The sequence below is a fragment of the Anabaenopsis arnoldii genome, from assembly GCF_028331025.1.
In the GTDB taxonomy this organism is placed as follows: domain Bacteria; phylum Cyanobacteriota; class Cyanobacteriia; order Cyanobacteriales; family Nostocaceae; genus Anabaenopsis; species Anabaenopsis arnoldii.
On the sequence record NZ_JAQMUH010000194.1, the window covers coordinates 17,576 to 32,089 of the forward strand.

Sequence of the window (14,514 nt, forward strand, 5' to 3'; positions counted from 1 at the left end):
TTATAAGTCCCGTTAAATTCAGGGAATTTAACATAATGCACAACCAAGAAAGTTATGAGTTGAGCAGTGATGCTGCGATCGCCATCAATAAAAATTTATGCATAAATGACCGCCACAATAAAGTGAATAATTCCTCCAATTTAAGTTTCGAGACCTTGGCAGACGCTGTCCCACAAATTGTTTGGACTTCCCGTCCAGATGGCTGGTTAGACTATTATAACCAACGCTGGGTTGAGTATACAGGTATGAATTGGGAGGAAAGTCAAGGTTGGGGCTGGCAATCTGTACTGCATCCCGAAGATGTGCAAATGTGCCTAGATACTTGGCGTGAATGTCTTCGTACAGGTCAAAAATATCAGGTAGAATACCGTTTGCTTCGTGCTAGTGATAGGGAATATCGCTGGCACTTAGGGCGAGCTTTTCCTTTACGTAATCACAAAGGAGAAATTATCAAGTGGTTTGGTTCTTCTACTGATATTGATGACCACAAACGCGCCGAAGCAGAACTGTGGAAAGCCTTGGAACAGCAACAAGCAGCCCGCGCAGCAGCTGAAAAGGCGAACCGCATTAAAGATGAGTTTCTTGCAGTCCTTTCTCATGAATTGCGCACCCCACTTAATCCCATTCTCGGTTGGGTACAGCTATTGAAAACTAACAAACTAGATCAGGCTAAGACTGCTCAAGCTATAGAAATTATTGAACGCAATGCTAAATTACAGGTGGAATTGATTGAAGATTTACTGGATGTATCTCGCATTCTTCAGGGAAAACTAACTTTAAATGTTTCTAAAATCAATCTAGCCAAGACTATTTCCGCCGCTTTAGACAGTATTAATTTGGCAGCTTCTGCGAAAGAAATTAGCATTAATACTATGTTAGACGAAAATGTAGGGGAAGTTACCGGTGACTCGGCTCGCTTACAACAAATTGTCTGGAATCTTTTGTCTAATGCTGTCAAGTTCACTTCTCCGGGGGGGAAAGTGGAAGTACGCCTGGAAGAATCTCATTGTATGGCTCAAATCCAAGTCAGTGATACAGGCAAAGGTATTAGCCCTGATTTTTTACCATACATATTTGATTACTTTCGTCAAGAGGATAGTTCAATTACCAGAAAATTTGGGGGACTAGGCTTAGGACTGGCAATTGTGCGGCAGTTAGTAGAGTTACATGGCGGTACTGTTGAGGCTAATAGTTTAGGTGAAGGGCACGGAGCCGCTTTTAGTGTGAAACTACCTTTGTGTAGATGTGTAGTGACTGAAGATAAATCATCCCGGCCAGAGATATCAACAGAGAATATACTGCAAACAGGAACTTTGGATTTAAATGGCATTAAAATCTTAGTTGTGGATGATAATCCTGATTCCCTTGATTTTATCACTTTTGTGCTGAAAATGTATGGCGGGAAAGTGACCAAAGTAGCATCAGCCTGGGAAGCATTGCAAATGCTCCTCAAGTCCCAGCCAGATATTTTAGTCAGCGATATTGGTATGCCTTATATGGATGGGTATGAATTATTACGAAAAGTTCGAGGATTACCCTCACAAATGGGAGGGAGAATTCCCGCGATCGCCTTAACGGCTTTTGCCGCTGAGTTTGACCAACAACAGGCTATTTCCGCAGGTTTTCAAATCCACATACCTAAACCAGTACAACCAGAAACTTTAGCAGCCGCAGTTGTTCAATTAGTTAAGCAGCATTCGACCACAGATGAACACAGTTAAACCGTCACACCTTCCAATTGTTCCTCTGTTAACTCATATAACTGACGCAACTTACCGATTTTATCTGCATCCGCTTGCCATAAACCCCGCCCATGTGCCTCAATCATTCTGCTTAAAATATTCCGAAAAGCTTCAGGATTAGCCCGGCGTAACTTCTCCGCCATTTCAGCATCTAAAGCATAAGTATCTGCCGCTTGGTCATATACCCAGTCATCCTGGAAATCAGCAGTACCACCCCAGCCAATTAACGCCGTCATCCGTTGGGAAATTTCAAATGCACCCCCAGAACCTTGATTAGCCATGGCTTGCGCCCATTTGGGATTGACTAACTTGCTGCGGTACTCCATACGGAGTAAATCATCTAAATTCCGGGGGGTACTGTCCTTAGAAAAACTTTCCACAAAGCTGGTAGTCACCTTTTTACCCCGTTGCTTTTCTGCTGCCTTTTTTAAACCGCCAGTATTAGCGTAATATTCTTGAATATCGGTTAAACCATATTCCACAGAATCAATTTCTTGAACAATGCGATCGCTAGTTTTCAATAAAGTATTTAAAACCTCTGGTCTAGCCTGACCCTTATCTTGTCTACCATAACTAAACACATTGCGACCTTCCCAAGTCTTACCCAACTCCTCCCCAGATTCCCAATTACCATCAACCACCTGATCATTGACTAAAGAACCAAAATCACCAGCGGGATTAGAAAACAATCTTGCAGAACTATTCTCTACCCCTTGGGCCTGCAAAGCCAAAGCGTGCTTTCTAATAAAATTCTGCTCTTCGGGTTCATCAGCATCAGCCGCCCGTTGAAACAAATCATCTAATAATTCAATAATATTGACAAAACTATCCCGAAAAATCCCCGATAAATTCCCCAAAATATCAATGCGCGGATGTCCCACCTCAGCTAAAGGCTTTAACTGATAACGGACAATACGCCCAGTCCCCTCCTTCACAGGTTCCGCCCCCACCAACTCCAAAAGAATACCCAGGGACTCGCCCTTAGTTTTAATCGCATCCAAACCCCATAACATCACCGCCACCGTTTCCGGATAAGTTTTATGTTCCGCCAAATGCTGGGCAATAATTTTCCCCCCAATTTCCCGCCCCCGAGCATAAGCAGCAGGAGAAGGCATTCTATAAGGGTCTAAAGCATGAATATTTCTGCCCGTAGGTAACACCCCCGCACCATCCCGCAGTAAATCACCCCCGGGCGCGGGTAAAATGTACTCTCCATTCAACCCCCTTAACAAACTCCTCAACTCATCAGTAGACTGCATCAACAAGTCAGTAACTAACTCCTCCTCCTGTGGGTGTTCTGTGCTTCCCTGGGGTTCCTTGCCAAAATAAGCCTCTAAATATCCCGCCAACTCCTCCTGATTCGGCGGTTCCCCCAAAATATGCAGCCCAGAAGAAAACAGACGATTCTCTAACACCTGGAGATATTCATACAACTTCAGCAAATAATCATCAAAGGCGTGAGCGCTAAACATCCTCACATTCTCAGGACTAAAAGCAATTCCCAAACGTTGAGCATCAGTAAACGGACAATCAGCATCCAAACCAGTATCAACAATCTGCTTACAAATCACCTGCTTCAAAGCATAATTTTTCTGGGGGTCTTCTCGATACTCCGCAATTAAATCTCGCAAAGATAACAACTCTTTATACAAACCAGCGCGACCGTAGGGAGGGACATTGTGAGAAATTAACACCCCATAACCCCGACGCTTGGCCAAAATCGACTCAGAAGGATTATTGGCGGCATATATATATAAATTAGGTAAATCTCCCAATAAAATATCCGGCCAAGAATAACCAGTATTACCCAGGGGGGATCCAGGCAACCATTCTACTGTCCCATGCATCCCAAAGTGAACCACAGCATCAGCCGCAAAATCATTTTGTAGCCATTTATAGAAAGCCGCATATTGGGGATGGGGAGTTAAATCCCGTTCAAACATTAACCGCATCGGGTCGCCTTGTATACCCAAAGGCGGCTGTACACCAATCCAAATATTACCTAACTGTATACCGCCAATATGTAATTCTTCCCCATAGGTTTTAATTCCAGTTCCCCGTAGAGACTTCCATTGTTTTTCAATGCGGGAAGTCAGCAGATACCCCAACCATCTTTCTAGTTTACGGACATGAACAGTATTAGCAGAGGAGGGAAAAGGCTGATTTTTTTGCCAGGTTTCCATTTCTTCATCTGCTGCTTTCACCTGACGAATTAATTCTTCCCCATCCTCGGGGATATCCCCAACATCATAACCTTGGTCTTTGAGGGCGTGGAGAAACTTAACTAGACTGCGGGGAACATTCAATAAAGCCGCAGTCCCCACAGCCCCATAACCAGGGGGAAATCCATATAAAATAATCGCTATTTTACGTTGAGATGGCAATTTCTGCCGCAAGGAAACCCAATTTTTAACTCTACCAATTAACCGTTGTACTCGTTCTGGCACCAGATAAATTTGTTCACCCACTAACCCCCCCAGGGGAATAGTATCTATTGCCCCATCTAGTTCAGGTAAAGCATATAACACTACACTTTGCAGTCCGCCGATTCCCTGACGTGTCCAGGAGTGAATATCTTGAATCAGCAGGGGTGCTGCTACTATATAAGGTACATTTTTCGCTGTCAGGATGCGTTTAGCTACTTCCACCTGGCGGCCTGCTTCCATTGAACCGGCCGGACCGCCTACTAAGGGAAAGCCAATGGTAGAGACAATTGCATCTACCTGGACTGCTTGATCTGACAGGGAGTAAGTTTCTATATTTCCTTGTTTTCGTTGCTGGGCTTCATGGTCGGTGGTCATCCAATCCCTTACCGCTACGTGTCCTTCTACACCGTTGATAAAAATGGGTAAGGGAATTAAACCCCCTTGCTCAAAACGGTGAATGAGTTGGGGAATGTATGGTTGTTGCGTAATTACGTGTTTACGGTAAAGCAGAATACCTACTATAGGTGTGGTTGTGTGGCTATGTTCCCCGCTTTTTGATGATGTCTGTCTCTGAAGATACCACTTTAAATATTCCCGGGGAGATGTGAAAAATCCCTCATATTCAGGATGCAGTAACCCCATATTCGGGGTTTCCTGCGGTGGGGGAATGTCGCCAACCTTTAAATTTAAATATTTTTCTGCTAGTATCCAGAATAGGGCAGCAACGTTTTCAGAACCGCCAGCGTTCCAATATCCATAGATAATTAACCAGTTGCGTAAGTCTTGAACTTTCTTTACTGGAATGAATTTCAGCAGTTTAGGACCGATTTTTAAGAAGCTAATATACCCAGCAAGTTTGTCTTCTTCCCTTCCGTTGCTGAATTTGTCCAGGATGAATTTAACTGGTTTTGGCATTCCTTTGGGTTCGCCGCCAATGGTAAAGTTACCCAACTGGGTTAAACTCATTAGCTCTAAGGCTGACTCGAATACCAGACGGATGGGAATTTGGTTAATGCGCGATCGCAGCCACAAAACCTGATCATAATCAAATAGTAAGCTGCCGAAAAACACATCCGCCCCATCCAGTGCTGCTTCTACTTCCCCAGGGTCAGTGGTAATATTGCGATCGCTAAACACCCGAATATCCAGAGCACACCGTGATTTAGCCAACTCAGCCGCCTTCTTGTACAAGTCAGCATTAAACGATTCAAATCCAGCAATCAAAACAATACGTTTCATGCCAAAGCTAGTAAAGATACCTTTACTGATGATCTTAAACGTAGTTTCGGTTTCATGACCCATTCCCCAAAATGAATTTGGTCATCTACCAGTAGACATAGGGTTATGGCGATCGAAAATAATTCGGCAATTTGGCATATTTTCTTACTTAAGATTTAATATGATTAAATTCTCGAATATCGTTGTGTGACAATACCGACTTGCAGAATCCCTCAGTTAACTACTGGGGGTATTTTTTTATTTTAACTCCCCCCGATGTCATACAGCAGATCAAACATTAAGAGTAAATATCACTAGAGGAATATACAAAGATTGCCTTAATGTGGAATTTTTTCATAGAGATGTACAATAAGAATAACTGCCAAAGGTTCAAGCTTACTTCTACCATTACAGGAAGCGGGTTTCACCCAAGTTATTGTCTCCTGTAGTCAACCTATATGCATTAGTAGTAAGTCATGAAAAACATACCTGTAGGCACTGGAAAGATTGCGTAAAACCTGCGTTAACCAGATTGAATCACTGCTCTGGGCTTTACATTTGGGAATCTCTACAATTAGGACAATTTGAGTTTATTTGCAACTAGTCCCCCATTGGTAACATCAAAAAACTTTGATTTCGGGATTTAAACTGTTGCAAATGGTAGCTCTATTTACGCCATGAAACCAGACTATTGACAAATTACCCCCAAGCGTTGCCAAATTTAAAATCTAGAGGAGTCAATGACTAGCACCAATTTTACCAAAGCAGAAAAGCCCCACAAACGACCACAGGAAGAACCTGATTTACCCAGAAAAAACTTAATAAAAAATAGTGCCAAAAATGAACATTCCCCAAAAATAGAGCAATTACCTGATGGTTCCTCATTAAATATTCAAAATCGTGGTCGAGTAGCTATTTTCATTGATGGCGTCAGTCTATTTCAAACAGCTTTGCAATTGAGTATGGAAATCGACTATCTCAAATTGCTGTGTTATTTAACTGGGGGGTCGCGCTTGTTGCGAGCTTTCTTTTACACTGCTATCGATACCTCAAGACTAGGTTCTACACGTTCACGCCCTAACGAAAAGCAACAAGGTTTTCTTTTTTGGATGCGTCGAAATGGTTATCGTGTGGTTACCAAAGAAGTACAACTGGCAGACCATACAAAAAAACACAACTTGAATGTAGAAATTGCTGTGGATATGATTACTTTAGCTCCTTACTATGATACAGCTATCTTAGTTAGTGGAGACGGAGATTTAGCCTATGCGGTCAATGCAGTTACCGCTACAGGTTCTCGCGTTGAATTGGTTAGTTTGCGAACCATGACCAGCGATAATTTAATTGATGTTGCTGACGAATTTATTGACCTCGATAGGATGAAACAATACATTCAAAAAGATTCCCATCTCGGCTATAGTTATCGCATGCTTTCTAATTCCAAGCTGTAAATCTCCATGGCTCATTGAGCTAAGACAATGATTACTGCCTACCTACTAACTAATACCAGAAAGTAGAATGGCAAAATCGGGAATTACTCTGCGTATTTTTTTTGATTATTTATACATTTGTCACAGGATTTCTATGACTGATACATTCTTTTTGTATAGTTGGTTACCGGGGGTTACACCCCTGTGACAACTCGTTCCAGAATGAATTAATGTAAATTGGTCTAACTGAAAATTAGTCATAATTGCCACCCACTAATTTTTAGCTGAAATTAACCATAAATACTGTTTGCTTCTCAGGGGTAATATTATCTATCTCACTAAAAAATATTAGTGCGGTATCAGAAGGAAGAAGATCGAAGTTACATATATCTGTATTTTGGGAAATCCAATCATATAATAGTTGTATTCACTTGAGTGGTACTAATCATAAGGAGTGTGAAACATGAATCAGATCCAAGTAACATTACTATTAAGTTATTTCCTGATGAGCTGCTATTTCTTCACCAATTGGCTAAGATTTTCTCTGCGTCATCCAACTTCTACCCCCGAAGAGAAATTTTTATCTTTTGTGATGTTTCTAGTCACAACGATTTTATGGCCTGTAGTTATCATCATGAACCTGTGGCAAATTTTCAATAAACGAAAACTGGAACTGAGCAATGTCATTCCTGTGATTTTCGCGATGTTTGCCTTCAGTCTTTCATACTATTTAACTTATTGGTATTAACGCGGTTTCTGTTATCAAAATTTATTCCGCTGATTCCCTTCTAATTTTGAGCAGTTCAACGATACACCCCTGCATGCTATAAGGCGGCAATTCCATATATAAAAGTTAAATAATATCTCAGCACAACCCGGTAACTGCTATTGGTTATAAATCAACACAGAATACCAACATTATTCAGGGTGTATACTATCTGAATTATATCACCATTTCAAATTCTAACTGATGACTCTCGAATAAATCATGAGTGAAATGATCCACTACATTAGTATCAGCCAGTTCTAAGTTATAAAAATCTACAACTTCATGTGCAAAATAGGGTCCCGCGTGCCAAGTACCCTGGTTTAATTTGATAAAGCAATTTCCCGGTATACGGAAAGCAGCCATCTGGGCTAATACTGGTTGATTTAAATGATTATGAGGAGGACAAACAGCCATTAACCAGTCCTTTCCTCCTAAAGAACCTAAACATTGGGTACATTGTAAATGACGAGTAATTTTATCAAACTTACAACCCCGATTTTCTAGCCTCATAATATAAAATCGCGGTGTCCCATTCTGTAAGTTTAATTGCGCATCTTTCCCATCAAAATTCTTGCCATCTTCACTAGGCAAAATTACCTGACCATAAGACCGAAAATTTTCTGGTGTTATCCATTGCGCCGGTAATTGTTGCACTGTTTTTGATGTAATCATAAATCTGACTGCTTATCTTAGAATATTATTTTTTCTGTCCACTTATATCAGCATCTGATCTGGGGTGAACTTATGCCAATCTATGTATATTGGGGTGAAGATGATTTCGCTATGGAAAAGGCAGTGGCGACATTGCGCGATCGCATCCTTGATCCCCTGTGGGTAAGTTTTAACTATACAATCCTATCACCAGATCAACCAGATGCAGCAATTGCTGGTTTAAATCAAGTGATGACACCAGCCTTTGGTGCTGGTGGAAGGTTGGTGTGGCTAGTCAATAGCACACTCTGTCAGCATTGCCCAGAGAACATTCTAGCAGAACTAACGCGAACTTTGTCAGTCATTCCCGATAACTCCTGGTTATTACTCACCAGTCGCAACAAACCAGATGAACGCATCAAATCCACTAAATTACTCAAAAAATGCGCTAGTGAATTTCGAGAATTTTCCCTCATCCCACCTTGGAAAACAGAATTGCTGGTACAGTCCGTCAATCAAGTGGCTGAAACTGTGGGGGTGAAACTAACTTCCCGCGGTGCGGAACTTTTAGCTGAGGCTGTAGGTAATGATACACGCTTGCTGTATAATGAAATGGAAAAACTGCGACTTTATACAACTAATACCACTAAGCCTCTAGACATAGATACCATTACGCAATTAGTCAGAAATACTACCCAAAATAGTTTACAATTAGCAGCAGCAATTAGAATGGGAGATACACCCAAAGCCTTGAGCATTTTGGCCGATCTGATCAATGCTGCGGAACCGGGACTACGGATAGTTGCTACTCTCATAGGTCAATTCCGTACCTGGTTATTAGTAAAGATAGCCATGGACAGCGGAGAACGTAACCCCCAAGCGATCGCCCAATTAGCCGAAATTAACAACCCTAAACGCATTTACTTCTTACAGCAAGAAGTCAAATTACTTTCTCTAGAGCAACTCATCTGTTGCTTACCACTACTACTACAATTAGAAGTAAGTCTCAAGCAAGGATCCCCTGAAGTATCTGCACTACAGACAAAAGTTATAGAAATTTGTCAAGTATGCCAAGTTCGTAGACACTCCCAAGGCTAGAAGCGCTGGGGATTCTTGATTCATTCAGCCCACTTATTTAGAGGAGTTTCCCCACCCAAACAGAGGTTGTTCTGGTAAAGATTAAAGATCAAAAAGATAAAAATTTTATTCACAGGCAGTTTTGTTGGAACTTCTAACTCCTAAAATAATTCAAAGCTATTAACTATTCCTATTATACTTGTGTGTCATAGACTTTATGAAACCAACCCCTAATTTATTTTGTCACACTAGTCTGCAACATATGCTCTCCCAGATTCTATGTTTAGGCATTCTCACCACTGCTAGTTTCATCACTAGCGCTCTTACCTTCAGTTACCAAGCCGATGGTCAAACACCACCTGTAAACAATTCCGTTAATAATACTGAGATTACCAACTACGCCCAAGCTATTTTGGCAATGGAAACACCCCGACAACAGGCTTTTGATGAAATTAAAAAACTAATTGGGGGTGGAGAAATGCCCAGAATCTTTTGTAACGACCCCAAGAGTATGCAAGAGTTACCACGCCAGGCTCAAAATATCGCTGTAACTTACTGTAATAATTCTCAGAAAATAGTCGAAAATAATGGACTCAGTATTGATCAATTCAACAAAATCACTATGGAGCTACAAAGTAACAATGAGTTAAAACGAGAAGTTTATAATACGTTGATTCGCTTGCAAAAAACTCCGGAATCTCCATAGGTGACAACCTCTAAGAGTGAGTTGTCAGGTTGCTGTTTCAGCTAAAAACCGCCCCTTTTAGTGCGGTTACCACAACTGGGGAATAAATTAATAGATTTTAATATTACGTTACAATTATTGGATACAGCAGACGTATTCAAAGGTGTACGGCATGAATGGTACAATTCGCGTTGGCAATCTCTTCGGGATTCCCTTCTATATCCATCCGTCGTGGTTTCTCGTGCTGGGCTTAGTAGCTTGGAGTTACAGTAGTGGACTAACAGCACAATTTCCCTGGTTATCTGGGGGATTAGCTTTTTTACTGGGACTGATGACGGCGTTGTTATTGTTTACCTCCGTCGTCGCCCATGAATTAGGACACAGTTTTGTCGCAATTCACCAGGGAATTGATGTAAAATCTATTACCCTGTTTATATTTGGCGGTCTAGCTAGCTTAGAAAAAGAGTCCCAAACCCCAGGGGAAGCATTTTGGGTGGCGATCGCCGGTCCTTTAGTCAGCTTGTTGCTGTATGGGACATTTACAGTAATTAATGTCACCACCACCGCCACAGGAGCAACAGCAGCCATCCTTGGTGTTCTCGCCTCCGTTAACTTAGCCTTAGCATTATTTAACCTGATTCCCGGCTTACCCCTAGATGGTGGCAATATCCTCAAAGCAGCCGTGTGGAAGATTACAGGAAATCCTTATAAAGGTGTATCCTTTGCCAGTAGAGTCGGACAAGTATTTGGTTGGGTGGCGATCGCCTCTGGTGTGATTCCACTAGTATTATTTGGTAGCTTCGCCAACTTCTGGAACCTATTAATTGGTTTCTTCCTGCTGCAAAATGCCGGTAGAGCAGCGCAATTTGCCAGGGTACAGGAAAAATGCACAGGTTTAACAGCAGCAGATGCTGTTACCGCTGATAGCCCCATTGTATCTGCTCATACTAGCCTTAGAGAGTTTGCAGATCAAAGAATTTTCCAAAATCAAGACTGGAGGAAATTCTTAGTCACTGATGAAGAGGGAAGATTAGTAGGGGTAATTAACCTGGATGATTTGCGAGGTATTCCCACAACCCAATGGACACAAACCCCCATCAGCGCCGTCATGAAATCCATTGAGCAATCTACCACAGTCAAATCAGATCAACCCCTGTTAGAAGTAGTACAGCTACTCGAACAGCGCAAATTATCCACCCTGTCTGTGATTTCTGAGAATGGGGTACTTGTGGGAATATTAGAAAAAACTGCGGTTATTCAGCTACTGCAAGGTAAAACTCAACCTAACCCTGTATAGCTAGTCATCAGAATTGAATACCCCCCAACTCCCTGATAATTTATCGGGGATATTTATGTGTAAATTTATTTCAACCAGTTATTCTAACCAGAGGTAAAAGATGTTTGAGAAACAGCCACAAAATTTACAGCAAAGGGTAAAACAACTAGCGACTAAAGCCATAGAGGACTCAAATCCTACCGCCTGGTTTGATGTTTTGTATAGTCAGTCCCAGGGTGATGTTACCCAAATCCCCTGGGCGAAGTTAACCGCTCACCCCTATTTACAAGATTGGTTGACGACTAATAACCCTGAAGGTGAGGGAAAATCAGCCCTGGTAATTGGGTGTGGTTTAGGGGATGATGCGGAAGCTTTAGCAACCAGGGGATTTCAAGTAACCGCCTTTGATATTTCCCCCACAGCTATTAACTGGTGTAAGCAAAGATTTCCTGATTCCTCTGTGAAATATGTCGTTGTAGATTTGTTAGCCCTTCCCTCACACTGGGAACAAGCCTTTGACTTAGTGGTAGAAATCAGGAATATCCAAGCTCTACCCTTGAATATCCGCTCAACTGTAATCACATCGGTTGCTTCTGTAGTTGCACCAGCAGGTACTTTACTATTGATTAATCGGTTTCGCGAAACTGAGGTAGAACCTGATGGACCGCCTTGGCCTTTGTCTAGTTCCGAATTAGCCCAGTTTACACAATTGGGTTTACAAGAACTCAACCGGATTGTATTTTTTGAGAGTGACCGGGCTGATATTCCACAACTACGGATAGAATATCAAAAATCTGCCCCAGTGTAGGAATGCTACAAAATATTACTGAAAGTTCACATCAGCACTATTTTAGGGATTTTTGAGCCACAATGGAGGTAGGAAACCAGCTGGAGGTGTAAGATGACTCACAATCTCACATTATCTGACCCTACCACTTACCTGATATTTAAACTCAGTATCCTGATTATGGTACTGCTAGTATTGTTGGTGATTTCCGCTGCTCCAGCGGTTTAGTCCATCCGCGACTAATTCCACGCCGAATACTTGGGCAAAACACCGGGCTATATGAACACGTACCTCTTGAGAGGTAATACCGGGAATCCATTCGGCTAAACTACTTACAGGCTTATCGGCAATACCACAGGGGATAATCTCTTGAAAGCCTAACATATCAGGACAAACATTGAGGGCGAACCCATGCATAGTAATCCAACGGCTAACTTTAATCCCGATGGCGGCTACTTTTCGTCCTTCTAGCCAAACACCAGTCAAACCCGCAAGGCGATCGCCAGACAGGCCATAAACAGCTAATACCTGAATTAATACTTCTTCTAATTGCCTTAAATACCAATGCAGGTCTTGGCGATAATGTCGCAGATTTAAAATCGGATAACCTACCACCTGACCAGGACAATGGTAAGTCACTTCGCCGCCCCGTTCAACTGTGTGGACATCAAACTTAGTATTTTGTCGGTCAAACTTGAGAAATTCCGGGTTACTTCCTTGTCCCAAAGTGTAGACAGGGGGATGCTCGAGCAAGATTAACACATCCTCTAGACTAGGGTGATGAATGCGCTGAGTCAAGAGCGATCGCTGCCATGAGAGAGCATCGAGATATGGCATCAATCCCACATTAAATAACAAACAACTTCTGTGATCTGTTTCCATACTACGGATCATGCCAAAAATCAACTACCTTATTGACCAAATATATTGCAAATGACAAGACTTGAAGCAACAAATGTCAAGCTATGCAAAGGATTTTAAAGGAACATCAACTAAATGTGCATTACAGAATACAAAGTGCTACGTTAGATATATAACCTCAATGGTGTTAGGAGGAATTCTCTGCATCAAGCATCAAGCCCAACAGGATCACAACGAATGCACTGGCCGATCAATATCATAAATAGTTCGCATCTCAAACCAGATCGAAGATCCGATAGAGAGTACATTAAAATCGTTCAAAATTTGTTTTGGCGGTAATGCGCGATATTACCGCGACATCCATTCATACAAAACAAATTCACATCAAAAAATATATCAGTGGGAGGGTTTACATGAAGCTTGTCATCCACGGCAAAAATATTGAAATCACCGATGCAATTCGGGAGTATGTACATCAAAAAATTGAAAAAGCCGTCAGTCACTTTCAACACATCACTAATGAAGTGGATGTACATCTAAGCGTCGCCCGCAATCCCCGAATTACTACCAAGCAAGCAGCGGAAGTGACTATTTACGCCAATGGTAACATTATCCGTGCTGAGGAAAGCAGCGAAAACTTATATGCCAGCATTGACTTAGTGGCAGATAAAATTGCCCGTCAACTGCGTAAATATAAAGAAAGACGTCAAGATCAAAAAACTCACGCCCAACCCACAAATCAAGCATTAGTTCCCGAACCAGTGGCCGCAGATTTAATCGGCGATCGCACCCCGGAATTACCCGATGAGGTGATCCGGACAAAATATTTTCCCATGCCACCCATGACCCTTGCAGAAGCCACAGAACAGCTGCAACTAGTGGGACACGACTTTTATATGTTCCGCAACTCAGAAAGTGGGGAAATTAATGTGGTTTACGAACGTAACCACGGCGGTTACGGTGTCATTCAACCCCGCAAGACCAACGGTCATACCAACGGTAAGAATGGTCATTCAGCCCATGTTAATCATCCAGTAGGGGACAAATCCCACTCCTATAAGTAAGTAAATCTAGTCCCCTCCCCTTAATCAGGGGAGGGGTGATGGGTGGATTTATTTCACAGCTAAATCTTGCAAAATTTTCAGAGCTTCCTCTACGTGAGCCTGAAAATTAAACATAGTATCCAAAACAAACCGCACAACCCCCTCTTGATCAATTACATAAGTTACACGGCCAGGAACAAAACCAAAAGCCATAGTAGCGCCGTATTCCTTACGCACCTTGTTATCTTTATCACTCAAGAGAGTGAAAGGCAAATTGTATTTTGCCGCAAATTGCTGGTGAGATTGCGGAGAATCTCCACTCACGCCGATCACTTCAGCACCCGCAGTTTTAAACACCTCATATTGATCCCGGAACCCACAAGACTCCGCCGTACATCCGGGTGTGTCATCCTTGGGATAAAAGTATAAAACCACCGCTTTTTTGCCCCGAAAATCCCTCAGGCTGACCCTAGAGCCATTTTGATCACTCAGGGTAAAATCAGGGGCGGTATCACCAACTTTAACTGACATATAATTTCTTACCGTTTT

General features: G+C 42.1%; 12 protein-coding genes. 8 read left to right on the forward strand and 4 right to left on the reverse strand.

What is annotated here, in order from left to right:
- Nucleotides 1-35 precede the first annotated feature (35 nt).
- Nucleotides 36-1,721 carry a hybrid sensor histidine kinase/response regulator gene (locus PN457_RS17320; RefSeq protein ID WP_271734799.1) on the forward strand — a complete coding sequence of 562 codons (1,686 nt, stop codon included), beginning with the start codon at nucleotides 36-38 and terminating at the stop codon, nucleotides 1,719-1,721.
- Here the strand turns inward: PN457_RS17320 and bchH are convergent.
- Nucleotides 1,718-5,407, reverse strand: coding sequence for a magnesium chelatase subunit H (gene bchH / locus PN457_RS17325; RefSeq protein ID WP_271734800.1), 3,690 nt, complete (start codon nucleotides 5,405-5,407; stop codon nucleotides 1,718-1,720). The two genes, PN457_RS17320 and bchH, sit on opposite strands and share 4 nt — an antisense overlap.
- Before the next feature lie 719 nt (nucleotides 5,408-6,126).
- Here bchH and PN457_RS17330 point away from each other — a divergent pair.
- Both PN457_RS17330 and PN457_RS17335 read left to right on the forward strand, forming a co-directional pair.
- Nucleotides 6,127-6,837 (forward strand): LabA-like NYN domain-containing protein, encoded by a 711-nt coding sequence (locus PN457_RS17330; protein ID WP_271734801.1) that lies wholly within the window; start codon nucleotides 6,127-6,129, stop codon nucleotides 6,835-6,837.
- Nucleotides 6,838-7,279: 442 nt separating this feature from the next.
- A complete protein-coding gene (locus tag PN457_RS17335) occupies nucleotides 7,280-7,564 on the forward strand; it encodes a hypothetical protein (RefSeq protein ID WP_271734803.1) in 285 nt (94 codons plus the stop codon).
- Between the two features lie 195 nt (nucleotides 7,565-7,759).
- On the opposite strand, the gene PN457_RS17340 is transcribed toward PN457_RS17335, so the two are convergent.
- Nucleotides 7,760-8,257 carry an ureidoglycolate lyase gene (locus tag PN457_RS17340; protein WP_271734804.1) on the reverse strand — a complete coding sequence of 166 codons (498 nt, stop codon included), beginning with the start codon at nucleotides 8,255-8,257 and terminating at the stop codon, nucleotides 7,760-7,762.
- A gap of 72 nt (nucleotides 8,258-8,329) precedes the next feature.
- On the opposite strand from PN457_RS17340, the gene holA reads away from it, so the two are divergent.
- The 4 genes from holA to PN457_RS17360 all read left to right on the forward strand — a co-directional run bounded on the left by holA (nucleotide 8,330) and on the right by PN457_RS17360 (nucleotide 12,082).
- Nucleotides 8,330-9,334 carry a DNA polymerase III subunit delta gene (holA, locus tag PN457_RS17345; RefSeq protein ID WP_271734805.1) on the forward strand — a complete coding sequence of 335 codons (1,005 nt, stop codon included), beginning with the start codon at nucleotides 8,330-8,332 and terminating at the stop codon, nucleotides 9,332-9,334.
- 196 nt (nucleotides 9,335-9,530) lie between these two features.
- Complete coding sequence (locus PN457_RS17350) at nucleotides 9,531-10,019, forward strand: DUF4168 domain-containing protein (protein ID WP_271734807.1); 489 nt, start codon at nucleotides 9,531-9,533, stop codon at nucleotides 10,017-10,019.
- Between the two features lie 151 nt (nucleotides 10,020-10,170).
- On the forward strand, nucleotides 10,171-11,295 hold the full coding sequence (locus PN457_RS17355) for a site-2 protease family protein (protein WP_271734808.1): 1,125 nt from the start codon (nucleotides 10,171-10,173) through the stop codon (nucleotides 11,293-11,295).
- 100 nt (nucleotides 11,296-11,395) lie between these two features.
- A complete protein-coding gene (locus PN457_RS17360; protein ID WP_271734809.1) occupies nucleotides 11,396-12,082 on the forward strand; it encodes a class I SAM-dependent methyltransferase in 687 nt (228 codons plus the stop codon).
- Between the two features lie 168 nt (nucleotides 12,083-12,250).
- On the opposite strand, the gene lipB is transcribed toward PN457_RS17360, so the two are convergent.
- Entirely contained in the window at nucleotides 12,251-12,955 is a 705-nt protein-coding gene (gene lipB / locus PN457_RS17365; protein WP_271734810.1) for a lipoyl(octanoyl) transferase LipB, read from the reverse strand.
- Nucleotides 12,956-13,335: 380 nt separating this feature from the next.
- Between lipB and hpf the strand changes: the two genes are divergently transcribed.
- Nucleotides 13,336-13,986, forward strand: coding sequence for a ribosome hibernation-promoting factor, HPF/YfiA family (gene hpf, locus PN457_RS17370; RefSeq protein ID WP_271734811.1), 651 nt, complete (start codon nucleotides 13,336-13,338; stop codon nucleotides 13,984-13,986).
- Between the two features lie 48 nt (nucleotides 13,987-14,034).
- Here the strand turns inward: hpf and PN457_RS17375 are convergent, their stop codons facing one another.
- Complete coding sequence (locus PN457_RS17375) at nucleotides 14,035-14,496, reverse strand: peroxiredoxin (protein ID WP_271734813.1); 462 nt, start codon at nucleotides 14,494-14,496, stop codon at nucleotides 14,035-14,037.
- Between the last annotated feature and the right edge of the window lie 18 nt (nucleotides 14,497-14,514).

Coding starts and splice junctions, on each gene's coding strand:
- lipB (WP_271734810.1), bottom strand. CDS start 12,955: ATGATCCGTAGTATGGAAACAGATCACAGAAGTTGTTTGTTATTTAAT.
- hpf (WP_271734811.1), top strand. CDS start 13,336: ATGAAGCTTGTCATCCACGGCAAAAATATTGAAATCACCGATGCAATT.
- holA (WP_271734805.1), top strand. CDS start 8,330: ATGCCAATCTATGTATATTGGGGTGAAGATGATTTCGCTATGGAAAAG.
- PN457_RS17375 (WP_271734813.1), bottom strand. CDS start 14,496: ATGTCAGTTAAAGTTGGTGATACCGCCCCTGATTTTACCCTGAGTGAT.
- PN457_RS17340 (WP_271734804.1), bottom strand. CDS start 8,257: ATGATTACATCAAAAACAGTGCAACAATTACCGGCGCAATGGATAACA.
- PN457_RS17335 (WP_271734803.1), top strand. CDS start 7,280: ATGAATCAGATCCAAGTAACATTACTATTAAGTTATTTCCTGATGAGC.
- PN457_RS17350 (WP_271734807.1), top strand. CDS start 9,531: ATGAAACCAACCCCTAATTTATTTTGTCACACTAGTCTGCAACATATG.
- bchH (WP_271734800.1), bottom strand. CDS start 5,407: ATGAAACGTATTGTTTTGATTGCTGGATTTGAATCGTTTAATGCTGAC.
- PN457_RS17355 (WP_271734808.1), top strand. CDS start 10,171: ATGAATGGTACAATTCGCGTTGGCAATCTCTTCGGGATTCCCTTCTAT.
- PN457_RS17330 (WP_271734801.1), top strand. CDS start 6,127: ATGACTAGCACCAATTTTACCAAAGCAGAAAAGCCCCACAAACGACCA.
- PN457_RS17320 (WP_271734799.1), top strand. CDS start 36: ATGCACAACCAAGAAAGTTATGAGTTGAGCAGTGATGCTGCGATCGCC.
- PN457_RS17360 (WP_271734809.1), top strand. CDS start 11,396: ATGTTTGAGAAACAGCCACAAAATTTACAGCAAAGGGTAAAACAACTA.